Genomic DNA, 20854 nt, shown 5'->3' on the forward strand with positions numbered 1-20854 from the left:
TGTCCACTATCCCTCACGGCTTCCCGGGGCGTGCAGGCGGTTGGCGGTGTGGATGGCGCGCAGCACGGCGGCGGCCTTGTTGCGGCATTCGGTGTCCTCGGCGACGGGGTCGGAGTCGGCGACGACACCGGCTCCGGCCTGCACGTACGCCGTGCCGTCGCGCAGCAGGGCGGTGCGGATCGCGATGGCGGTGTCGGAGTCGCCCGCGAAGTCGAGGTAGCCGACGCAGCCGCCGTACAGTCCGCGCCGGGAGGGCTCCAGTTCGTCGATGATCTGCATCGCGCGGGGCTTGGGGGCGCCGGAGAGGGTGCCCGCGGGGAAGCAGGCGGTGAGCACGTCGAAGGCGGTGCGGCCCTCGGCGACCTGTCCGGTGACCGTCGAGACGATGTGCATGACGTGGGAGTACTTCTCGACGGACATGAAGTCCACGACCTCCACGGAGCCCGGCTCGCAGACACGGCCCAGGTCGTTGCGGCCGAGGTCGACGAGCATCAGGTGCTCGGCGCGCTCCTTGGGGTCGGCGAGCAGTTCGTCGGCGAGCGCCTGGTCCTCCTGGGGGGTGGCACCGCGGTGGCGGGTGCCCGCGATGGGGTGGACCATGGCGTGCCCGTCCTCGACCTTGACGAGGGCTTCGGGGCTGGAGCCGACGACGTCGAAGCCGTCGAGGCGCAGGAGGTACATGTACGGCGAGGGGTTGGTGGCCCGCAGCACCCGGTACACGTCCAGCGCGCTCGCCTCGCACGGGGTCTCGAAGCGCTGCGAGGGCACGACCTGGAAGGCCTCACCGGCCCGGATGCGCTCCTTGATGTCCTCGACCGCCTCCTGGTACTGCTCGCCGCCCCACAGCGCGGTGTACTCGGGCAGCTCGGAGGGCGGGAGCGCGGCCGGCGGCTGGGCGACGGGGCGCGAGAGGTCGGCCTCCATGGCGTCGAGCCGGGCGACCGCGTCGGCGTGGGCCTCGTCGACGCCGGTGTCGAGGTCGTTGTGGTTGATGGCGTTGGCGATCAGCAGGACCGAGCCGTCCCAGTGGTCCAGGACGGCGAGATCGCTGGTGAGCAGCATGGTCAGCTCGGGGAGCCGCAGGTCGTCCCGGTCGCCGGGGCCGATCTTCTCCAGGCGGCGCACGATGTCGTAGCCGAGGTAGCCGACCATGCCGCCGGTGAAGGGTGGCAGGCCCGCGTCGGTGACCAGGTCGCGGGGGGTGTGCAGGGTCTCGACGGTGGCGCGCAGGGCGTCGAGCGGGTCGCCGCTGGTGGGGACGCCGACGGGCGGGGTGCCCAGCCAGTGGGCCTCGCCGTCCTTGACGGTGAGGGTGGCGGCGCTGCGGACGCCGACGAAGGAGTACCGGGACCAGCTGCGGCCGTTCTCGGCGGACTCCAGGAGGAAGGTGCCGGGGCGTTCGGCGGTGAGCTTGCGGTAGAGGCCGACGGGGGTGTCGCCGTCCGCGAGGAGCTTGCGGCTGACGGGGATCACTCGGCGGTCGGTCGCGAGCTTGCGGAAGGTGTCGAGGTCCATGCCGGCAGACCCTACTGACCGGGCGCCGGTACGCCGGACAACGGCAGCACGTCGGAGTCGAAGCAGGTGCGGGTGCCGGTGTGGCAGGCCGCGCCGACCTGGTCGACCTGGACGAGGACGGTGTCCGCGTCGCAGTCGAGGGCCACCTCCTTGACGTACTGGAAGTGTCCGGAGGTGTCGCCCTTGACCCAGTACTCCTGGCGGCTGCGGGACCAGTAGGTGCAGCGCCCGGTGGTGAGGGTGCGGTGCAGCGCCTCGTCGTCCATCCAGCCGAGCATGAGCACCTCACCGGTGTCGTACTGCTGGGCGATGGCGGGGAGGAGGCCGTCGGCGCTGCGCTTGAGGCGCGCGGCGATCTCCGGGTCGAGGCCGCTGCTGGGCGGGGGCACGCTGGTCATGCCGCCCATTGTGCCGCGCCGGCGCGGCGGGCCCGGCGGGCGTCCACTGTCCGGACCGGCCGACCGGTCGTAGGCTGGCTGGCATGTCGACCCATGCGAAGCGTGAACGACTTCTCCTCGCCGACCTGTTGGAGGCCCAGGGCCCTGAGGCCCCGACGCTCTGCGAAGGCTGGAAGACCCGGGACCTGGCGGCCCACGTGGTGGTGCGCGAGCGCCGCGCGGACGCCGCGGGCGGGCTCCTGATCAAGCAGCTGGCGGGGCGTCTGGAGCGGGTGCAGGCGGAGTTCGCCGCGAAGCCGTACGAAGAGCTGATCCAGCTGATCAGGACGGGCCCGCCGCGTTTCTCGCCCTTCTCGCTCAAGCAGCTCGACGAGGCGTCGAACGCCCTCGAGTTCTACATCCACACCGAGGACGTGCGCCGGGCCCAGCCCGACTGGACGCCGCGCGCCCTCGACCCGGTCTTCTCCGACGCTCTGTGGTCCCGCCTGGAGCGCACGGCCCGCCTGGTGGGCCGCAAGTCCCCGGTCGGCCTCGTCCTGCGCCGCCCGGACGGCCGCACGGCGGTGGCCCACCGGGGCACCCCGGTGGTGACGGCGACGGGCGAACCGTCCGAGCTGCTGCTGTTCGCGTACGGCAGGCAGGAGGCCGCCGACGTCTCCCTGGAGGGCGACAAGGACGCGATCGCCGCCCTCCACGAGACGAAGCAGCTGGGGCTTTAGGCCCCGGCCCGGCCTTACCTCACCGGGTGCCCCGCCCCCCGCAACGTCTCCTTCACCTCGCCGATCCGCAGATCGCCGAAGTGGAAGACCGACGCCGCGAGCACCGCGTCCGCGCCCGCCTCGATCGCCGGGGGGAAGTGGTCCAGGCGGCCCGCGCCGCCGGAGGCGATGACCGGGACCGTGACGTGTCGGCGTACGGCCGAGATCATCTCGATGTCGTAGCCGTCCTTCGTGCCGTCGGCGTCCATCGAGTTGAGCAGGATCTCGCCCGCGCCCAGCTCGGCGGCCTGGTGTGCCCATTCGACGGCGTCGATGCCGGCGGACTCGCGGCCGCCGTGGGTGGTCACCTCGAAGGTGCCGGACGGGGTGCGGCGCGCGTCCACGGAGAGGACGAGGACCTGGCGGCCGAAGCGCTCCGCGATCTCGCGGATCAGGTCGGGGCGGGCGATCGCCGCCGTGTTGACGCCGACCTTGTCCGCGCCCGCGCGAAGGAGCTTGTCGACGTCCTCGGCGGTGCGGACGCCGCCGCCGACCGTGAGCGGGATGAAGACCTGCTCGGCGGTGCGGCGGACCACGTCGTACGTCGTCGCGCGGTTGCCCGAGGACGCGGTGATGTCCAGGAAGGTCAGTTCGTCGGCGCCCTCGGCGTCGTACACCTTGGCCATCTCGACGGGGTCGCCCGCGTCGCGCAGGTTCTGGAAGTTGACGCCCTTGACGACGCGGCCGTTGTCCACGTCCAGGCAGGGGATCACGCGTACGGAGAGGGTCATGCCGCGCCTCCCTGGGCGGCGCGCGGACCGTACGCCTCCACCTCGACCTCGACGACCAGACTGGGGTCGACGAAGCCGGAGACGATCAGCATGGAGGCGGCGGGCCGCACGTCGTCGAAGAGGTCCTTGTGGGCGCGGCCCACGTCCTCCACGTCCCGCGCGTGCGTGAGGTACATGCGGGTGCGTACGACGTGCTCGCGGCCGAGGCCGAGCCTCTTGAGCGCGTCGAAGGCGACCTGGAAGGCGTTGACGGTCTGGTCGTACGGGGTGCCCGCCTCGATCACGCCGTTCACCACCGACGTGCAACCGGACACCAGGACGAGGCCGTTCGGCAGTTCGACGGCGCGGGAGTAGCCGAAGGCTTCCTCCCACGGGCCGCCCGATTTCACCCGGCGCACGGCGTCGCTCATGACGACGCCACCGCGGCGAGTGCCTCTTCGAGCGTGAACGCCTTCGCGTACAGCGCCTTGCCGACGATCGCGCCCTCGACGCCGAGCGGGACGAGCTCGGAGATGGCGCGCAGGTCGTCCAGGGAGGAGACGCCGCCGGAGGCGACGACGGGGCGGTCCGTCGCCGCGCACACGTTGCGCAGCAGCTCGAGGTTGGGGCCCTGGAGCGTGCCGTCCTTGGCGATGTCGGTGACCACGTAGCGCGCGCAGCCCTCGGAGTTCAGGCGCTCCAGGGTTTCGTAGAGGTCGCCGCCGTCGCGGGTCCAGCCGCGGCCGCGCAGCGTCGTGCCGCGTACGTCGAGGCCGACCGCGATCTTGTCGCCGTGCTCGGCGATGACCTTGGCGACCCACTCGGGGGTCTCCAGGGCGGCGGTGCCGAGGTTGACGCGGGTGCAGCCGGTGGCGAGGGCGGCGGCGAGGGTGTCGTCGTCGCGGATGCCCCCGGAGAGCTCCACCTTGAGGTCCATCGCGGCGGCGACCTCGGCGATCAGGGCGCGGTTGTCGCCGGTGCCGAACGCCGCGTCCAGGTCGACCAGGTGCAGCCACTCGGCGCCCGACCGCTGCCAGGCGAGGGCGGCCTCCAGCGGGGAGCCGTAGGAGGTCTCCGAGCCGGACTCGCCGTGGACGAGACGTACGGCCTGGCCGTCGCGGACGTCGACGGCGGGAAGGAGTTCGAGGATGCTCACAGGGTTCCGATCCAGTTGGTGAGGAGCTGGGCGCCGGCGTCGCCGGACTTCTCGGGGTGGAACTGGGTGGCGCTCAGCGCGCCGTTCTCGACGGCCGCCACGAAGGGCTCGCCGTGCGTGGACCAGGTGACGTGCGGCGCGCGCATCGCCGGGTTCGCGACTTCGAGGGACCAGTGGTGCACGGCGTAGGAGTGCACGAAGTAGAAGCGGGCGTCGTCGTCCAGGTCCTTGAAGAGCGTGGACCCGGCGGAGGTCTGGACGGTGTTCCAGCCCATGTGCGGGACGATCTCGGCCTTCAGCGGTTCGACCGTGCCGGGCCACTCGTCCAGGCCCTCGGTCTCGACGCCGTGTTCGACGCCACGTGCGAAGAGGATCTGCATGCCGACGCAGATGCCCATCACGGGACGGCCACCGGCCAGGCGGCGGCCGACGATCCAGTCGCCGCGTGCTTCCTTGAGGCCCTTCATGCAGGCGGCGAAGGCACCGACGCCCGGCACCAGCAGGCCGTCGGCGTTCATTGCCTTGTCGTAGTCGCGCGTTATCTCGACGTCGGCTCCCGCGCGCGCGAGGGCGCGCTCGGCGGAGCGGACGTTCCCGAAGCCGTAGTCGAAGACGACGACCTTCTTGGGAGTGCTCATGTGGCGTACGCCTCCGTCAGTTCCAGTAGTCGAGCCGCAGGATGCCCGCCGCCAGACACATCACCGCGCCGATGGAGAGCAGCGTGATCAGGCTCTTGGGCATCCCCTGCTTGACGAAGGAGATGACGCCGCCGATCAGGAAGAGACCGACGACGATGAGGATGGTGTTGAGGCCGGTCATGGGTTAGAGCGCGCCCTTCGTGGAGGGAAGGATGCCGGCCGCGCGCGGGTCGCGCTCGGACGCGTACCGCAGGGCGCGGGCCAGGGCCTTGAACTGGCACTCCACGATGTGATGGGCGTTGCGGCCGTACGGCACGTGGACGTGCAGGGCGATCTGGGCCTGCGCGACGAAGGACTCCAGGATGTGCCGGGTCATCGTCGTGTCGTACTCGCCGATCATCGGCGCCATCTTCTCGGGCTCGGTGTGCACGAGGTACGGGCGGCCGGAGAGGTCGACCGTCACCTGGGCCAGCGACTCGTCGAGCGGGACCGTGCAGTTGCCGAAGCGGTAGATGCCCACCTTGTCGCCGAGTGCCTGCTTGAAGGCGGCGCCGAGCGCGAGGGCGGTGTCCTCGATGGTGTGGTGGGAGTCGATGTGCAGGTCGCCGTCGGTCTTGACCGTGAGGTCGAACAGGCCGTGGCGGCCGAGCTGGTCGAGCATGTGGTCGTAGAACCCGACCCCGGTCGACACGTCGACCTTGCCGGTGCCGTCGAGATCGATCTCGACGACGACGGAGGTCTCCTTGGTGGTCCGTTCGATTCTTCCGACGCGGCCTTCGCGAGTCATGCGTCCTGCTCCTTCTTGAGTTCGCGCACCGCATCGAGGAACGCGTCGTTTTCGTCGGGTGCTCCCGCGGTGACCCGCAGCCATCCCGGTACGCCGTTGTCCCGGACCAGGACGCCCCGGTCGAGGATCTTCTGCCAGACCTCGTGGGAGGCCCCCTCGCCGTCGAATCGCCCGAACTGGACGAAGTTGGCGTCGGAGTCCGTCACCTCGTACCCCATCGCGCGCAGCTCGGTGACGAGGCGGTCGCGCTCGGCCTTGAGCTGCTCCACGTACTTCAGGAGCGTGTCGGTGTGCTCCAGGGCGGCGAGCGCGGTGGCCTGGGTGACGGCCGACAGGTGGTAGGGCAGGCGCACCAGCTGTACGGCGTCGACGACCGCGGGGTCGGCGGCGAGGTAGCCGAGGCGCAGCCCGGCCGCGCCGAAGGCCTTCGACATGGTCCGTGAGATGACGAGGTGCGGGCGCCCCTCGATCAGCGGCAGCAGCGAGTCTCCGTGGCTGAACTCCACGTACGCCTCGTCGACCACCACCATGGACGGCTTCGCGGCCTGCGCGGCGTCGTGGAGGGCGAGGACGGTCTCTGCGGGGACGGCGTTGCCCGTGGGGTTGTTGGGCGTGGTGATGAAGACGACGTCCGGCTGGTTCTCGGTGATGGCCTTCACCGCCGCCGCCACGTCGATCGTGAAGTCGTCGTGGCGCGGCCCGGAGATCCAGGCCGTGCCGGTGCCGCGCGCGATCAGGCCGTGCATCGAGTACGAGGGCTCGAAGCCGATGGCCGTGCGGCCGGGGCCGCCGAAGGTCTGGAGGAGCTGCTGGATGACTTCGTTGGAGCCGTTGGCCGCCCAGACGTTGGCGAGCGTGACCTCGTGTCCGCCGGTGCGGGTGAGGTAGCGCGCCAGCTCGGTGCGCAGCTCCACCGCGTCCCGGTCGGGGTAGCGGTTGAGGTCGCGGGCGGCCTCGCGGACCCGCTCGGCGATGCGCTCGACGAGCGGCTCGGGGAGCGGGTAGGGGTTCTCGTTGGTGTTCAGGCGTACGGGTACGTCGAGCTGGGGCGCGCCGTAGGGGGACTTGCCGCGCAGTTCGTCGCGGACGGGGAGGTCGTCGATGCGTACGGTGCTCACTGGCCCGGCACCTTCCATCCGAACCGCGCCTTCACGGCCGCCCCGTGGGCGGGCAGGTCCTCCGCCTCGGCGAGCGTCACCACGTGGTGGGCGACGTCGGCGAGCGCCTCGCGGGTGTAGTCCACGATGTGGATGCCGCGCAGGAACGACTGGACGGACAGGCCCGAGGAGTGGCAGGCGCAGCCGCCGGTCGGCAGGACGTGGTTGGAGCCCGCGCAGTAGTCGCCGAGGGAGACCGGCGCCCAGGGGCCGACGAAGATCGCACCGGCGTTCTTGACGCGCTCCGCGACGGAAGGGGCGTCGGCGGTCTGGATCTCCAGGTGCTCGGCGCCGTACGCGTCGACGACCCGCAGGCCCTCTTCCACGCCGTCGACGAGGACGATCGCGGACTGGCGGCCCTCGAGTGCCGGGATGATGCGGTCCTCGACGTGCTTGGTGGCGGCGACCTGCGGCACCAGCTCCTTGGCGACCGCGTCGGCGAGCGCCTCGGAGTCGGTGACGAGCACGGCGGCCGCGAGCGGGTCGTGCTCGGCCTGGCTGATCAGGTCGGACGCGACGTGCGCCGGGTCGGCGGTGTCGTCGGCGAGGACGGCGATCTCGGTCGGGCCCGCCTCGGTGTCGATGCCGATCCGGCCGGTGAAGTACCGCTTGGCGGCGGCGACCCAGATGTTGCCGGGGCCGGTCACCATGTTGGCGGGGGCGCAGGTCTCGGTGCCGTAGGCGAACATCGCGACGGCCTGGGCGCCGCCGACCGCGTACACCTCGTCGATGCCGAGGAGCGCGCAGGCGGCGAGGATCGTCGGGTGCGGCAGCCCGCCGAAGTCGGCCTGCGGCGGGGACGCGAGCGCCATCGACCCGACGCCCGCCTCCTGCGCCGGGACGGCGTTCATGATCACGGAGGAGGGGTAGACGGACCGGCCGCCGGGGGCGTAGAGCCCGACGCGCTCGACCGGCACCCACTTCTCGGTGACCTTGCCGCCGGGCACGACCTGAACGGTGTGCGGGGCGCGGCGCTGGGCGGAGTGGACGAGGCGGGCGCGGCGGATCGACTCCTCCAGCGCCTCGCGCACGACCGGGTCGAGACCGGCCAGGGCCTCCTTGAGGGCGGCCGCGGGCACCCGGACCTGGTCGAGCCGCACGCCGTCGAATTTCTCCGCGTACTCGATCAGCGCCGCGTCGCCACGATGATGCACGTCCTCGCAGATGGGCCGCACCTTCTCCAGGGCGGCCGCGACGTCGAAGTCGGCACGGGGCAGCAGGGCGCGCAGGGCGGGGCCCTCGGGGAGGGCGTCGCCGCGCAGATCGATTCGAGAGATCACATGGCCAATTCTCTCAGACCTTCTTTCGACCTCGTTCGCCCGTATCAGTGGCTGATATGGATCTCGCGGGACCGTCTTCACCAAGCGCGTTCAGCCGGTCACAGAGCGGGCATGAAACAGGTGTACGAGGCACCGGTACACGCGGAGGAGGTGGCAGGAGCAGTGGTCGACGACGACGGCACCGTGGAGCCGCCGGACGGGCTGACCGCCGCGGAGATCGGCATGTGGCAGGCGTTCCGCAACGGCAGCGTCTACGACCTCAGATCGGGCGACGGCGCCGCCGACGATCCGCACGGCGGGCACCCCTGGGGACCCGAGCGCAGCGTGCGGGCGCGCATCGTGTGCTGGCTCCTCCTCGGCGGGCCGCCCGCGCTGGCGGGCCGGGTCTCCTCGCTGAAGCTGGCGGGGGTGCAGATCACCGACGTGCTCGATCTCGCGGGCGGGACCATCGTCCCGTACACCGAGATGAAGCACTGCCGCTTCGAGAAGGAGATCCTCCTCCCCGAGTCCCGCTTCGCCACGCTGCGCCTGGTCGACTGCTCGATCCCGCGCATCGAGGCGGCCCGGCTGCACACCGAGGGCGATCTGCACCTGCCGCGCTGCCGGGTGCACAACGGCATCCGCCTCACCGACGCCCAGATCGGCACCGATCTGCTCCTGAACCAGGCGGTGGTCTACCGCGACCGGCGCAGCCGCTCGATCACCGGTGACGGCCTCACCGTCGGGCAGGACCTCCAGGCCGAGATGATGGAGTCGCACGGCGAGCTGAGCCTGCGCGGCGCGAAGGTCGGCGTGTCGCTGAGCCTGCGCGGCAGCAGACTCATCAACCAGTACGGGCGGTACGCGCTCAACGCCCCGCAGCTGACCGTGGAGCGCACGCTGTACCTGACGCCCGCCGCCGTCGGCAATCCGCCGCAGACCAGCGGCACCACCCCGGCACGCGGCACCCGCGTGCAGCGCTTCGAGTGCGAGGGCGGCATCCGGCTCGACGACGGCCGCTTCGGCGACGCCATCGACTTCGCGGCCGCCCGCTTCAGGCTCCAGAACGACCAGGAGATCTCGCTGCGCCGCGTCCAGACGCCGGAGCTGCGCTTCCTGGGCGAGGCGCCGCAGCGCGGCAAGGTCGTGCTGTCCGGCGCCAAGGTCGTCAACCTCATCGACCGGGCGACCAGCTGGCCTGGACCCGGCGGCCTCCAGATGGGCGGTTTCACCTACGAGAACCTCGTCCCGCTGGGCAGCTTCACGCTCGACCAGCGGCTGGCCTGGGTGTCGGCCGCGACCGCCGAGTACAACCCGGAGCCGTACGAGAAGCTGGCCGCCGTCCTGCGCAACGGCGGTGAGGACGCCGACGCCCGCGAGGTCCTCCTCGCCAAGCAGCGCCGACGCCGCGAGACACTGCCGATGGCGGCGAAGCTGTGGGGGTTCGCCCAGGACTGGACGGTCGCGTACGGCTACCGGCCCGGCCGGGCGGCGGTCTGGATGGCCGTGCTGTGGGCGATCAGCGCCGTGGCGTTCTCGCACGCCGACCACCCGGCGATCAAACCGGGCGAACACCCGAACTGGAACCCCGCGCTCTTCGCGCTCGACCTCCTGCTGCCCGTGATCAACCTCGGCCAGGACAGCTACTGGCAGCTGCGCGGCGGCTGGCAGTGGTTCTCGACGGCGCTGATCCTGCTCGGCTGGGTCCTGGCGACGACGGTGGCGGCGGGCGCGACCCGGCTGCTGCGGCGCAGCTGAGGCGCGTGCCACGGCGCGCCGCCCGGCCGCCCCGCGCCGGTGCGCCCCGCCGCCGAACCGTTATCCGGCGGCGGGCAACCTTCGCCGCCCTTCGACCGTCATCCCACCGCAACCAACAATTGAGCAACCACGAAGGTGACCGGCCACCCCCCGCGCGAGCGGCGCCGGTTGAGGCGCAAAGGAGGGCACGGTGCTGCGTGCCTTCATCCGTACCGCCCGCATGATCCGGCACACCCCGCGGCTCGCCGCCGGGCTGCCGCCGGACGAGGAAGTGCTCCTCGACGTGCCCGACGAGCGGCTCGCCCCCGCGCTCGTCGCCGCCGGGCGCGGCGACCACGGCCCGGCCGCCAAGCTCCTCGCCACCACCCGCGATGCCGCCGAGTGGGAGAACCGCGACCGCTACACCACGCGGCTCGCCGCCTTCGCCCGCTCCCGCCCCGAGTGGTTCGACGCGTGGCTGGGCGCGTCCCCGCACGACCCGGACGCCCTGCTCGTCAAGGCCGAGCTGGCGGTCGTCCGCGGCTGGGAGTCACCGGCCCGCGCCGAACTGCTGCGCGAGGTGAGCCCGCTGCTGACCGCCGCCGCCGAGGCCGACCCCCGCGACCCGGTGCCCTGGCGGATCGCCCTCGACCACGCCCGCGGCACCCACGCCACGCACACCGTCTTCGAACAGCTGTGGGAGGAGGCGGTGCGCCGCTCCTCGTACCACTACGGCTGCCATGCCTCCGCCCTCCAGTACCTCTCGGCCGCCTGGTACGGCTCGCACCGCGAGTGCTTCGACTTCGCCGAGCGCGCCGCCTCGGACGCGCTGCCCGGCTCGCTGATACAGGTCCTGCCGGCCCGTGCCGCCTTCGCCTACCTCACCAGCCCGACGGGCAGCGTGCCGCGCGAGCGTCTGGACGCGGCGGCCGACCTCGCCATCGGCCTGTCCTCGGAGTACGGGGCCGGCGATCCCTGGCCCGCCGAGGTCCGCAACCTCCTCGCTTACGTCCTGGTCCGCCTGGAGCGGTGGGACGACGCCCTCGAACAGCTGCGCATGATCGGCCCGTACGCGACGTCCTTCCCCTGGGACCGGATGGCGGACGATCCGCTGGGCCAGTTCCTGGAGCTGCGCGACGGCGTACGCATCGAAGTGGCGTCGATGACCCCGCTGCGGCCGCCGCGCGGACGTGAGCGCTCCGGCGAGCATTAGGCTTGCCGGTCGTGACCATCCGGCTTCCGCTCTTCCCGCTCAACTCGGTGCTGTTCCCCGGCCTCGTCCTGCCGCTGAACGTCTTCGAGGAGCGATATCGCGCCATGATGCGCGAGCTGCTCAAGTCCCCCGAGGAGGAGCAGCGCCAGTTCGCCGTCGTCGCCATCCGCGACGGCTTGGAGGTGGCGCCCAGCGCGCCCGGCCTCCCCGACCAGACGGCGCTGCCCGAGCACGGCCCCGCCGCGGGCTTCGGCGACGACCCGGTCAAGGCTTTCCACACCGTGGGCTGCGTGGCGGACGCGGCGACGATCAGGGAGCGCGCCGACGGCGGTTTCGAGGTCCTCGCCACCGGCACCACGCGGGTGCGGATCCTGTCGGTCGACGCCTCCGGGGCCTTCCTCACCGCCGAGGTCGAGGAGGTGCCGGAGGAGCCGGGCGAGGGGGCGGGCACGCTCGCGGAGGGTGTCCTGCGCGCCTTCCGGGCCTACCAGAAGCGGCTGGCGGGGGCGCGGGAACGCTCGCTGACGACGGGGGCGGAGCTGCCGGACGAGCCGTCCGTGGTGTCGTACCTGGTCGCGGCGGCGGCCGTCCTGGACACCCCGACCAAGCAGCGGCTCCTGGAGGCGCCGGACACCGCGGCGCGGCTGCGGGACGAGCTGAAATTGCTGCGCGCCGAGACCGCCATCATCCGTAATCTGCCCTCGCTGCCCGCGACGGAGCTGACGCGCGGGACGACCAGCCTCAACTGACGCATGCAAAGGCGCATCACCTTGGCGAAGAAGCAGAGGAAGCAGGCGGGCGGGGCCGGGACCCCGGCGACGGTGGCGCTGACCGCCGCGGGCACCGCGTTCACCGTGCACTCCTACGAGCACGACCCCGCCCACCCCTCGTACGGCGAGGAGGCCGCGCAGGCCATGGGCGTCTCCCCCGACCGGGTCTTCAAGACGCTGGTCGCGGAGGTCGACGGCGAGCTGACCGTCGCCGTCGTGCCGGTCGCGGGCTCCCTGGACCTCAAGGCGCTGGCCGCCGCGGTCGGGGGCAAGCGCGCCGCGATGGCCGACCCGGCGGCGGCCGAGCGCACCACCGGTTATGTGCGGGGCGGCATCTCCCCGCTCGGCCAGCGCAAGAGGCTGCGCACGGTCCTGGACGACTCGGCGTCGGCGCACGCCACGATCTGCGTCTCGGCGGGCCGCAGGGGCCTGGAGGTGGAGCTCGCGCCGGGCGACCTAGCGGAGCTCACCGGGGCGGTACTGGCGCCCGTCGGACGCACGGCCTGAAAGGCCCCTCGACACCTGCCCGGTGCGGGACTAGTACCGGGAGCATGTCGAAGAAGACGCGCATGCGGAAGTGGCGGGCGAAGAAGCGCAAGGCCAATCACGGCAGGCGCCCCGCCTGACTCAGAGCCCCGTGCCCGTGCCCTCGGCGGACGGGCGGGCCTCGCCGCGGGGCTCTCCGTAGGGCATGGGGTACGGCTCCGGGTCCCGGGGCCCGAACAGCGCGGTGAGGCCGAGGTGCACGGCCAGCGCGGCCACCGGCCAGGCCAGGAGGGTGCCCTTGGCCTTCAGGTCGAGGGGCGCGTCGAAGACGACTCCCTTGCCGACCGCCTTGGCGTGCGCGACCACATCCGTCTGCGGGCCGAGCCAGATCCCGGCCCGCCACGCCAGCAGGGCGCCCAGCAGGCTGCCGAGCGCGAGTCCCGCGACGAGCGGGACGCCGCCGCTCTTGCGCAGCAGGAAGGCGACCACGCCGCTAACGAGACCGAAGCCGAGCGCGAGCAGAGTGAACGTTCCGTCGACACCGATCGCCTGTTCTCCCTCGGTGTCCTTGAGGTACACGGTCTGACCGTCCGAGATGAGCGGCACGCGCGGGGAGAGCCACACCCACAGCAGCCCGAGCAGTACGCCGCTGACGGCGGCCGCGACCATGACCGCCACGGCCTGGAGCGCTTCGTTCTTCATGCCGGAGCCGTCCTCCTCGTATCCGTACGGAGACGTCGCTCCCGCCGGGTGCGGGGCTGCCTGCCAGGGGTCGTTCGAGGGCTGGTGGTGCGGCGGTTGGGAGGGTGTCAGCGGTGCGGTCACCCACACATCGTGCCAGCAGTCCCTGTGCGGCGCGTCACCGGACGGCCGCTCGGCGGTACGCCCACGTGGCGACGGCGAGAGAGGCCACGCCGACCCCGGCGCAGACCGCCAGATCCAGGGCGACGACGGCCCAACCCGGCTCCGGATCGAACGTACGGGCGAAGGCCTCCACTCCGTACGTCGAGGGCAGCAGGTCACGCGCGTACTGGAGCAGCGTCGGCATGCGCTCGGCGGGGAGCACGCCGAGCAGCAGCGCCGCCGACATGCCCATCTGGCCGAGCAGCGTGGCCAGTTCCGGCCGCGGCGCGAGCAGACCGAGCGCGGCGCCGAGCCCCGCGAGGGCGGCCCCGGCGAGCGGGATCACCGCGAGGAGCACCCACAGGTGGGTGAGCGGAAGCCCGAAGAGCCCGCACCCGACGACCGCCGTGACGAGGGTGCCGGGCACTGTGAACGAGGCGTACGCGGCCGCGGCGCCCAGCACCACGGCGGCGGGCGGCACGGGCAGCGTGGCGTAGTGGTCGAGCCCGCCATCGGCGCGGAGCTGCCCGAAGTACTGCGCGAGGAGGTTCAGGGCGACGAACGCGACGACGAGCACGGACGACCCGGCGACCACGGCACGCGCCTCGCCGCCGCCGTCGACGACGCCGCGCATCAGGATCATGATGCCGACGGACTGGAAGGTCGCCACGAAGAGCAGCGGTATCCGGGCGACCCGCGCGCGGGACAGCTGGGCGCGGTAGACGGCCGAGAGCGCCGGGAAGAGACGGGCGGGGGGCCCGAGGGGCGCCGGGCCGTCGGCTTCCTGCTCCGGGCGTACGCTGTCGGCCCGCACAGCGGCTTCCAAAGGAACCGCGCTCACCGAACGTCCTTCCTGCTCAGGTACCTGTCTGTTCGCTCACCGCTCGTACCGGCCGTCACGCCTTCACCAACCCCCGCCCACGTCCGCCCAGCGCGAGATAGACGTCCTCCAGGCTGGGCGTGGCCACGGTGAAGTCGTCCAGCGCGGCGAAGGCGGCCCCGCCGGTGACCGCCGCCACGGCCGCCCGCGCCTCGTCGGGAGCGAGCCGCAGGGACCACCGCCGCCCCGACTCGACGGCACTGGAGCGCAGCGCGGCCACCTCGGGGACGTCCAGGGGCGCCCGCTCGCGCCACACCAGTTCCACGCGCACCTCGTCGGCGACCTTCTCCTTGAGCCCGACCGGGCTGTCACAGGCGATGACCTTGCCCTGGTCGAGCACGGCGACCCGGTCGAGCACGGTCTCCGCCTCGATGACGTTGTGCGTGACGAGCAGCACGGTCGTGCCGCGCTCGGCCCTGCGCCAGTCGATCGCCGCCCATACGGCACGGCGTGCGACGGGGTCCATGCCGGTGGTCGGTTCGTCGAGGACCAGCAGCGGCCGCTCTCCCACCAGTGCGGTGGCGAAGCAGGCGAGCCGCCGCTGCCCGCCGGAGAGCTTCTTCAGCGGACGCGCGGCCAGCGCGGTGAGCTCCAGCTCCTCCAGGACCGCGTCCCGCTCGGCCCGCGCCCGGCGTACGTCGAGGCCGCGCAGCCGCGCGGTCGTCTCGACGGCGAGCGACACCGTCAGCTCGTCGAGTGCGGTGGACTCCTGTCCCAGGTAGGCGAGGAGCCGCGCGGCCCGTTCGGGGTGGCGCACGATGTCGTGCCCGAGGATGTCGACGCCGCCGCTGTCGGGCCGCATGAGCCCGGTCAGCTGGCGTACGAGGGTGGACTTGCCGGCGCCGTTGGGGCCGAGCAGGCCGAAGATCTCACCGCGCCGCACCGTCAGGCAGATGCCGTCGGTGGCGCGGATCTCGGGCGTCGCGGGCCGGCCGCGCCCGCCGCGGGCGGCGGGGTAGGTCTTGACCAGGTCGCGCACCGCGCAGACGGCCTCGATGCCGTGTTCCTGACGGAGTCCCTGTCGGACTGCCGGTGCCGGGCGCGTACTCACGAAGGACGAGAGTACGGGGTCCGCGGGTGCCGATGACGCCCGGGGCGCCCCGTACGCCCCGTATCAGTCACCTGCCCGGTCTCCCGCGGGCGCGTGTTCGGCGGCGGTCCGCACGTCGATCTCCCGCCAGAAACCGGCCCGGATCGCGTACCGGTCGTGCTCGTCGATCTGATCGTCCTTGTGGGCGAGGAGACCGAAGCGCGCCGCGTAGCGCAGCAGCTCGCCGTCGATGCGGTGCGGGATGCGGGGGTACATCGTCGACAGCTTCTGGAGGTTGTGCTGTTCGGGGAGGCGCGCCATCCAGCGCCGCGCGAACACCTGCCCTACTTCATACGGGTCGCCGCCGACCGTGGTGATGTCCTCCTCGCGGTCGGCCCAGCGCTGCTCGGCCGTCGTCAGCTGGGCGAGGGTGGGCAGCGCGGCCGCCTCGGTGCCCTCGGGCGCGCCGCCGGGCCGCTCGACCCAGCCCTTGTCGGAGGACCAGCGCAGCGTGGCGTTGGTGGGGTGCTGGGGGGCGGCGGTGTGGGTGCCGGGGCCGCGCAGGGCGGCCAGATCCTTGGGGGTGGGCACGGTTCTGCCCGCAGGGGCGCGGTGCTCGCCGGGCTCCCGGCCGTTGGAGGTGGCGTCGGAGTGGCGGGCGGGGGCGGCCTCCTCCTCGGCGCGCTGAGCCGCGGCGGCGAGCGCGGACTCCGGGAGCGGCGCGGAGAGGATCGCGGCGATCTCGGGGCGCGGGGCGGGCGGCGGGGCGCAGATGCCGGTGAGTTCCTTGGGGCGTACGGCCTTGGTGATCCACGCGCGGTCGAGCACGCGCCGCTCGTCGGCCTCGGCGACCAGGTCCTCGGACTGGTTGTAGTCGCCGTCGGCGGCCTGCACGGCCCACAGGTGGACGGCGACGCCGTGTTCCTTGGCGGCCATCATGCCGGGCAGCAGATCCCCGTCGCCGGTGACGAGCACGATGTCGGAGCAGGCGCGGTTGCGGGCCAGCTCGGTCAGCTCGGCGTGCATCGCGGCGTCCACGCCCTTCTGCGCCCAGCGCCCGTCGCTGCGGGTCAGGGCGCCGAGCCGGACGGTCACGCGGGGCATGACGCGCAGCCGCCGGTGTTCGGGCTGGGGTACGCGGTCGGGGGCGCCGTCGAACCAGTAGATGCGCAGCAGCTGGCGCTCCGTGTCGGACTCCGCGCGCTCGCGCAGACCCTGGATCAGGGCGGCGTGATCGACGGTGATCCGGGACCTGGACGGTTCGCCCGCGAGGAGACTCGCGGCGGCACCCAGCAGATACCCGGCGTCCACCAGGACGATGCAGCGGTCCACACGATCCACCCTCTTTCCCTGGAGGTTCTCCCGGCCTTCGGCGGCAGTTCCTGAAAGTGCCCGGAGGTTCCTGGACGTTCCCTCGAAGGCCCGCGGACACACCCTGTGACGGGTATGAATCAGGGGTGCGGGTGCGGGGCCGCGTCGGGTCTGCTTCGAGTCTGCCCGACCTGGCGGAGGTTAACGGCCGGAACTCGATCTTCGGCGTGGCGTATCACCGCTTCGCTTGAGGAGAGCCCTTATCACGCACGGTAATTCTCCGAAATGCGCGCTTTGTCGTCTTATGTGAGTCTGATCGCGTCATGGCCCCCGGATTCCCCTCAGGAGGAAGATCACCATGGCCAAGAACAAGAATCGCAAGCAGGGCAGCCAGGAGAACCGCGCCTCGGCGGCCGAGCGGGCGTCGGAGCAGGCCAAGTCGGCCGCCGCCGAGGCCCAGTCGCCGATGGAGTCGCAGGCGCAGGGCAGCCCCGCTGATGTTGCGCGTAAGCACCAGCGCCGCTTCGGCCACAACTGACGCACATTGAGGCACGACTGAGGGGCGCACCCGGACCGGGTGCGCCCCTCGTGCTTTCGTCCGCCGCGGCGGCTGCCGGTCAGCCCGCCAGGCAGGACGGGCCGAGCAGCACCTTCAGGTCGCCGAAGAGCGCGGGGTCCGGCTTCACGCGGTGCCGGTCGAGCCGCAGGACCGTGGTCTTCTGCGCCCCCTGGAGCTTGATCCGCACCTCGCTGTTGCCGCGGTGGTGGCTGAGGACCTCACCGAGCCGGTGGACCATCGGCGGGCTCACCTTGACGGTCGGGATGGTGATCACCACGGGGGCGTTGGTGCCCGCGTTCGACAGGTCGGGGACCTGGAGCTCCATCGCGACGAGCCGCGGCACGTCCTCGCGCTTGTCGAGCCGGCCCTTGACGAAGACCACGGCGTCCTCGACGAGCTGGGTCGACACCAGCTGATACGTCGCGGGGAAGAACATGCACTCGATGGAACCGGCGAGGTCCTCGACGGTGGCGATGGCCCAGGCGTTGCCCTGCTTGGTCATCTTGCGCTGGAGGCCGGAGATGATGCCGCCGATGGTGACGACCGAGCCGTCGGAGAAGTCGCCGCCGGTGAGCTGCCCGATGCCCGCGTCGGCCTTGTCGGAGAGCACGTGCTCCAGGCCGAAGAGCGGGTGGTCGGAGACGTACAGGCCGAGCATCTCGCGCTCCTGGGCGAGCAGGTACGTCTTCTCCCACTCGTCCTCGGAGAACTCCACGTCGAGACCGAAGCCCGGCTCGTCGCCGCCGGTCTCGTCGCCCATCCCTCCGAAGAGGTCGAACTGGCCCTCGGCCTCCTTCCGCTTCACCGCGACCACATTGTCGATCATCGGCTCGTACTGCGCGGTCAGGCCCTTGCGGGTGTGGCCCATGGTGTCGAAGGCGCCCGCCTTGATGAGCGATTCCGTGGTGCGCTTGTTGCAGGCGGCCGCCTCGACCTTGTCGAGGTAGTCGGGGAAGGAGGTGAACTTCCCCTTGGCCTTGCGCGAACGGATGATCGACTCCACCACGTTCGTACCGACGTTGCGGACCGCCTCCAGGCCGAAGAGGATCACGTCGTCGCCCTGCGCGGCGAAGTTGTGCACGGACTCGTTCACGTTCGGCGGGAGGACCTTGATGCCCATGCGGCGGCACTCGTTGAGGTAGACGGCCGACTTGTCCTTGTCGTCCTTCACCGAGGTGAGCAGCGCGGCCATGTACTCGGCCGGGTAGTTCGCCTTGAGGTAGGCGGTCCAGTAGGTGACCAGGCCGTACGCGGAGGAGTGCGCCTTGTTGAAGGCGTAGCCGGCGAAGGGGACCAGGACGTCCCACAGGGCCTGGATGGCCTCGTCGGAGTAGCCGTTCTTCCGGGCGCCCGCCTGGAAGAGGACGAAGTTCTTCTCCAGCTCCTCGGGCTTCTTCTTGCCCATCACGCGGCGCAGGATGTCGGCTTCGCCGAGGCTGTAGCCCGCGACGATCTGGGCGGCCTTCTGCACCTGCTCCTGGTACACGATGAGGCCGTAGGTGAGGCCGAGCGTCTCCTTCAGGGGCTCTTCGAGCTCCGGGTGGATCGGCGTGATCTCCTGGCGGCCGTTCTTGCGCTCGGCGTAGTTCGTGTGCGAGTTCATGCCCATCGGGCCCGGCCGGTACAGGGCCGAGACGGCGGAAATGTCCTCGAAGTTGTCGGGCTGCATCTGGCGCAGCAGCGAACGCATCGGGCCGCCGTCGAACTGGAAGACGCCGAGGGTGTCACCGCGGCAGAGCAGTTCGAAGGTCTTCGGGTCGTCGAGCGGCAGGGAGAGCATCTCCAGCTCGATGCCCTTGTTGGCCTTCACCATCTTGACGGCGTCGTCCATGATGGTGAGGTTGCGCAGGCCCAGGAAGTCCATCTTGAGCAGGCCGAGCGACTCGCACTGGGGGTAGTCCCACTGCGTGATGGTCACGCCGTCGGTGTGGCGCACCCAGATCGGGGCGTGGTCGACGATCGGCTCGCTGGACATGATCACGCCGGCCGCGTGCACGCCCATCTGCCGGACCAGGCCCTCCACGCCCTTGGCGGTGTCGATGACCTTCTTCACGTCCGGCTCGTTCTCGTACATCCCCCGGATCTCGCCCGCCTCGCTGTAGCGCGGGTGGCTGGGGTTGGTGATGCCGTCGAGGTCGATGCCCTTGCCGAGGACGTCGGCGGGCATGGCCTTGGTGAGGCGGTCGCCCATCGCGTACGGATATCCGAGCACGCGCGCGGAGTCCTTGATGGCGTTCTTCGCCTTGATCTTTCCGTATGTGCCGATCATGGCGACCTTGTCGGCGCCGTATTTCTCCGTCACGTACCTGATCACCTCGACGCGCCTGCGCTCGTCGAAGTCGATGTCGACATCGGGCATGGAGACGCGCTCGGGGTTGAGGAACCGCTCGAAGATCAGGCCGTGCGTGATCGGGTCGAGGTCGGTGATGCCCATGGCGTACGCGACGATCGAGCCGGCCGCGGAGCCTCGGCCGGGGCCCACCGCGATGCCGTTGTTCTTGGCCCACATGATGAAGTCGGCGACCACCAGGAAGTACCCCGGGAACCCCATCTGGATGATGATGTCCATCTCGTACTCGGCCTGCTTCTGGCGGTCCTCGGGGACGCCGCCCGGGTAGCGGCGCGCCATGCCGCGGCGGACCTCCTCCTGGAACCAGGTGACCTCGGTGAAGCCCTCGGGGATGTCGAACTTCGGCATCAGGTCGCGCTTCTCGAACATCCCCGTGGTGTCGATCTGCTCCGCCACCAGGAGCGTGTTGCGGCAGCCCTCCTGCCACGCGTCCGAGGAGTCGATCGCGTACATCTCGTCGGTCGACTTCAGGTAGTAGCCGGTGCCGTCGAAGCGGAAGCGGTCCGGGTCCGAGAGGTTCTTGCCGGTCTGGATGCAGAGCAGGGCGTCGTGGGCGGTCGACTCGTGCGCGTACGTGTAGTGCGAGTCGTTCGTCACCAGGGGCGGGATGCCGAGCTTCTTGCCGATCTCCAGCAGGCCGTCGCGGACCCGGCGCTCGATCTCGATGCCGTGGTCCATCAGCTCCAGGAAGTACCGGTCCTTGCCGAAGATCTCCTGGTACTCCGCCGCCGACTTCAGCGCCTCGTCGAACTGCCCGAGCCGCAGCCGGGTCTGAAGCTCGCCCGAGGGGCAGCCGGTGGAGGCGATGAGCCCCTCCGACCACTGGGAGATCGTCTCCTTGTCCATACGCGGCCACTTCTGGAGCCAGCCTTCCGCGTACGCGTCCGAGGAGAGGCGGAAGAGGTTGTGCAGGCCCGTCTTGTTCGCCGCCCAGATCGTCTTGTGGGTGTAGCCACCGGAGCCGGACACGTCGTCGCGCTTCTGGTGCGGCTGGCCCCACTGGATCTTCCGCTTGTTGCGCCGCGACTCCGGCGCCACATACGCCTCGATGCCGATGATCGGCGTCACGCCCGCCTTCTGCGCCGAGTGGAAGAAGTCGTACGCACCGTGGAGGTTGCCGTGGTCGGACATGGCGATGTGCGTCATGCCCATTTCATTGCACGCGTTGAACATGTCCTTGAGCCGCGCGGCACCGTCAAGCAGCGAGTACTGGGTGTGCACGTGCAGGTGCGTGAAGGGCGGCTTGGTCACGGTAGGAGGCCTCCGGAGAACGGTTGGTGACAGGCTGCGGGCAGTC

21 protein-coding genes are annotated in these 20854 nt (G+C 71.4%); 6 read left to right on the plus strand and 15 right to left on the minus strand.

From position 1 onward, the window contains the following. Window positions 1–6: 6 nt before the first annotated feature. Window positions 7–1515: an anthranilate synthase component I gene (locus ACF062_RS01465; protein WP_392134256.1), complete on the minus strand. Its 1509-nt coding sequence runs from the start codon at window positions 1513–1515 to the stop codon at window positions 7–9. Window positions 1516–1526: 11 nt separating this feature from the next. Further along, complete coding sequence (gene hisI / locus ACF062_RS01470; RefSeq protein WP_223774093.1) at window positions 1527–1913, minus strand: phosphoribosyl-AMP cyclohydrolase; 387 nt, start codon at window positions 1911–1913, stop codon at window positions 1527–1529. An 83-nt stretch (window positions 1914–1996) separates the two neighbouring features. Here hisI and ACF062_RS01475 point away from each other — a divergent pair, with 83 nt between their 5' ends. After that, window positions 1997–2632: a TIGR03085 family metal-binding protein gene (locus ACF062_RS01475; protein ID WP_356579759.1), complete on the plus strand. Its 636-nt coding sequence runs from the start codon at window positions 1997–1999 to the stop codon at window positions 2630–2632. A gap of 14 nt (window positions 2633–2646) precedes the next feature. On the opposite strand, the gene hisF is transcribed toward ACF062_RS01475, so the two are convergent. The 8 genes from hisF to hisD are packed head-to-tail and all read right to left on the minus strand — an operon-like array spanning window position 2647 to window position 8399. Continuing rightward, window positions 2647–3402 (minus strand): imidazole glycerol phosphate synthase subunit HisF, encoded by a 756-nt coding sequence (hisF, locus tag ACF062_RS01480; RefSeq protein WP_392134259.1) that lies wholly within the window; start codon window positions 3400–3402, stop codon window positions 2647–2649. Next, window positions 3399–3812 carry a RidA family protein gene (locus ACF062_RS01485; protein ID WP_392134262.1) on the minus strand — a complete coding sequence of 138 codons (414 nt, stop codon included), beginning with the start codon at window positions 3810–3812 and terminating at the stop codon, window positions 3399–3401. Before ACF062_RS01485 ends, hisF begins: the two co-directional genes overlap by 4 nt. Continuing rightward, a complete protein-coding gene (priA, locus tag ACF062_RS01490; protein WP_392134265.1) occupies window positions 3809–4537 on the minus strand; it encodes a bifunctional 1-(5-phosphoribosyl)-5-((5-phosphoribosylamino)methylideneamino)imidazole-4-carboxamide isomerase/phosphoribosylanthranilate isomerase PriA in 729 nt (242 codons plus the stop codon). Before priA ends, ACF062_RS01485 begins: the two co-directional genes overlap by 4 nt. Next, on the minus strand, window positions 4534–5175 hold the full coding sequence (gene hisH / locus ACF062_RS01495; protein WP_392134268.1) for an imidazole glycerol phosphate synthase subunit HisH: 642 nt from the start codon (window positions 5173–5175) through the stop codon (window positions 4534–4536). The genes priA and hisH overlap by 4 nt, the downstream gene beginning before the upstream one ends. A gap of 16 nt (window positions 5176–5191) precedes the next feature. Then, window positions 5192–5356 (minus strand): hypothetical protein, encoded by a 165-nt coding sequence (locus ACF062_RS01500; protein ID WP_062781233.1) that lies wholly within the window; start codon window positions 5354–5356, stop codon window positions 5192–5194. Window positions 5357–5359: 3 nt separating this feature from the next. Then, window positions 5360–5962 carry an imidazoleglycerol-phosphate dehydratase HisB gene (gene hisB, locus ACF062_RS01505; protein WP_320591249.1) on the minus strand — a complete coding sequence of 201 codons (603 nt, stop codon included), beginning with the start codon at window positions 5960–5962 and terminating at the stop codon, window positions 5360–5362. After that, complete coding sequence (locus ACF062_RS01510) at window positions 5959–7080, minus strand: histidinol-phosphate transaminase (protein ID WP_392134271.1); 1122 nt, start codon at window positions 7078–7080, stop codon at window positions 5959–5961. The genes hisB and ACF062_RS01510 overlap by 4 nt, the downstream gene beginning before the upstream one ends. Further along, on the minus strand, window positions 7077–8399 hold the full coding sequence (gene hisD / locus ACF062_RS01515) for a histidinol dehydrogenase (RefSeq protein WP_392134274.1): 1323 nt from the start codon (window positions 8397–8399) through the stop codon (window positions 7077–7079). The genes ACF062_RS01510 and hisD overlap by 4 nt, the downstream gene beginning before the upstream one ends. 222 nt (window positions 8400–8621) lie before the next feature. Between hisD and ACF062_RS01520 the strand changes: the two genes are divergently transcribed. From ACF062_RS01520 to ybaK, 4 genes are all read left to right on the plus strand, one after another. Then, a complete protein-coding gene (locus ACF062_RS01520) occupies window positions 8622–10136 on the plus strand; it encodes an oxidoreductase (RefSeq protein WP_392136409.1) in 1515 nt (504 codons plus the stop codon). Window positions 10137–10356: 220 nt separating this feature from the next. Continuing rightward, window positions 10357–11328 carry a hypothetical protein gene (locus tag ACF062_RS01525; RefSeq protein ID WP_392136412.1) on the plus strand — a complete coding sequence of 324 codons (972 nt, stop codon included), beginning with the start codon at window positions 10357–10359 and terminating at the stop codon, window positions 11326–11328. 2 nt (window positions 11329–11330) lie between these two features. Further along, complete coding sequence (locus ACF062_RS01530; RefSeq protein WP_223774102.1) at window positions 11331–12077, plus strand: LON peptidase substrate-binding domain-containing protein; 747 nt, start codon at window positions 11331–11333, stop codon at window positions 12075–12077. 21 nt (window positions 12078–12098) lie between these two features. Beyond that, window positions 12099–12605, plus strand: a complete 507-nt coding sequence (gene ybaK / locus ACF062_RS01535) for a Cys-tRNA(Pro) deacylase (protein WP_392134278.1) — start codon at window positions 12099–12101, stop codon at window positions 12603–12605. A gap of 120 nt (window positions 12606–12725) precedes the next feature. Here ybaK and ACF062_RS01540 read toward each other — a convergent pair whose 3' ends face one another. The 4 genes from ACF062_RS01540 to ACF062_RS01555 all read right to left on the minus strand — a co-directional run bounded on the left by ACF062_RS01540 (window position 12726) and on the right by ACF062_RS01555 (window position 16669). Next, window positions 12726–13409, minus strand: coding sequence for a DUF2567 domain-containing protein (locus tag ACF062_RS01540; protein WP_392134280.1), 684 nt, complete (start codon window positions 13407–13409; stop codon window positions 12726–12728). Between the two features lie 34 nt (window positions 13410–13443). Beyond that, a complete protein-coding gene (locus tag ACF062_RS01545; protein ID WP_392134283.1) occupies window positions 13444–14268 on the minus strand; it encodes an ABC transporter permease in 825 nt (274 codons plus the stop codon). A gap of 55 nt (window positions 14269–14323) precedes the next feature. Beyond that, entirely contained in the window at window positions 14324–15304 is a 981-nt protein-coding gene (locus ACF062_RS01550) for an ABC transporter ATP-binding protein (RefSeq protein ID WP_392136415.1), read from the minus strand. A 117-nt stretch (window positions 15305–15421) separates the two neighbouring features. Next, on the minus strand, window positions 15422–16669 hold the full coding sequence (locus ACF062_RS01555; protein ID WP_392134286.1) for an NYN domain-containing protein: 1248 nt from the start codon (window positions 16667–16669) through the stop codon (window positions 15422–15424). Between the two features lie 337 nt (window positions 16670–17006). On the opposite strand from ACF062_RS01555, the gene ACF062_RS01560 reads away from it, so the two are divergent. Further along, window positions 17007–17186 carry a hypothetical protein gene (locus ACF062_RS01560; RefSeq protein WP_392134288.1) on the plus strand — a complete coding sequence of 60 codons (180 nt, stop codon included), beginning with the start codon at window positions 17007–17009 and terminating at the stop codon, window positions 17184–17186. A 79-nt stretch (window positions 17187–17265) separates the two neighbouring features. Here ACF062_RS01560 and dnaE read toward each other — a convergent pair whose 3' ends face one another. Beyond that, window positions 17266–20808 (minus strand): DNA polymerase III subunit alpha, encoded by a 3543-nt coding sequence (gene dnaE / locus ACF062_RS01565; protein ID WP_392134291.1) that lies wholly within the window; start codon window positions 20806–20808, stop codon window positions 17266–17268. Between the last annotated feature and the right edge of the window lie 46 nt (window positions 20809–20854).

It is taken from the genome of Streptomyces sp. NPDC015345 (assembly GCF_043078805.1).
Classification (GTDB): domain Bacteria; phylum Actinomycetota; class Actinomycetes; order Streptomycetales; family Streptomycetaceae; genus Streptomyces.

Coding starts and splice junctions, on each gene's coding strand:
- ACF062_RS01465 (WP_392134256.1), bottom strand. CDS start 1,515: ATGGACCTCGACACCTTCCGCAAGCTCGCGACCGACCGCCGAGTGATC.
- hisI (WP_223774093.1), bottom strand. CDS start 1,913: ATGACCAGCGTGCCCCCGCCCAGCAGCGGCCTCGACCCGGAGATCGCC.
- ACF062_RS01475 (WP_356579759.1), top strand. CDS start 1,997: ATGTCGACCCATGCGAAGCGTGAACGACTTCTCCTCGCCGACCTGTTG.
- hisF (WP_392134259.1), bottom strand. CDS start 3,402: ATGACCCTCTCCGTACGCGTGATCCCCTGCCTGGACGTGGACAACGGC.
- ACF062_RS01485 (WP_392134262.1), bottom strand. CDS start 3,812: ATGAGCGACGCCGTGCGCCGGGTGAAATCGGGCGGCCCGTGGGAGGAA.
- hisH (WP_392134268.1), bottom strand. CDS start 5,175: ATGAGCACTCCCAAGAAGGTCGTCGTCTTCGACTACGGCTTCGGGAAC.
- ACF062_RS01500 (WP_062781233.1), bottom strand. CDS start 5,356: ATGACCGGCCTCAACACCATCCTCATCGTCGTCGGTCTCTTCCTGATC.
- hisB (WP_320591249.1), bottom strand. CDS start 5,962: ATGACTCGCGAAGGCCGCGTCGGAAGAATCGAACGGACCACCAAGGAG.
- ACF062_RS01520 (WP_392136409.1), top strand. CDS start 8,622: ATGTGGCAGGCGTTCCGCAACGGCAGCGTCTACGACCTCAGATCGGGC.
- ACF062_RS01525 (WP_392136412.1), top strand. CDS start 10,357: ATGATCCGGCACACCCCGCGGCTCGCCGCCGGGCTGCCGCCGGACGAG.
- ACF062_RS01560 (WP_392134288.1), top strand. CDS start 17,007: ATGGCCAAGAACAAGAATCGCAAGCAGGGCAGCCAGGAGAACCGCGCC.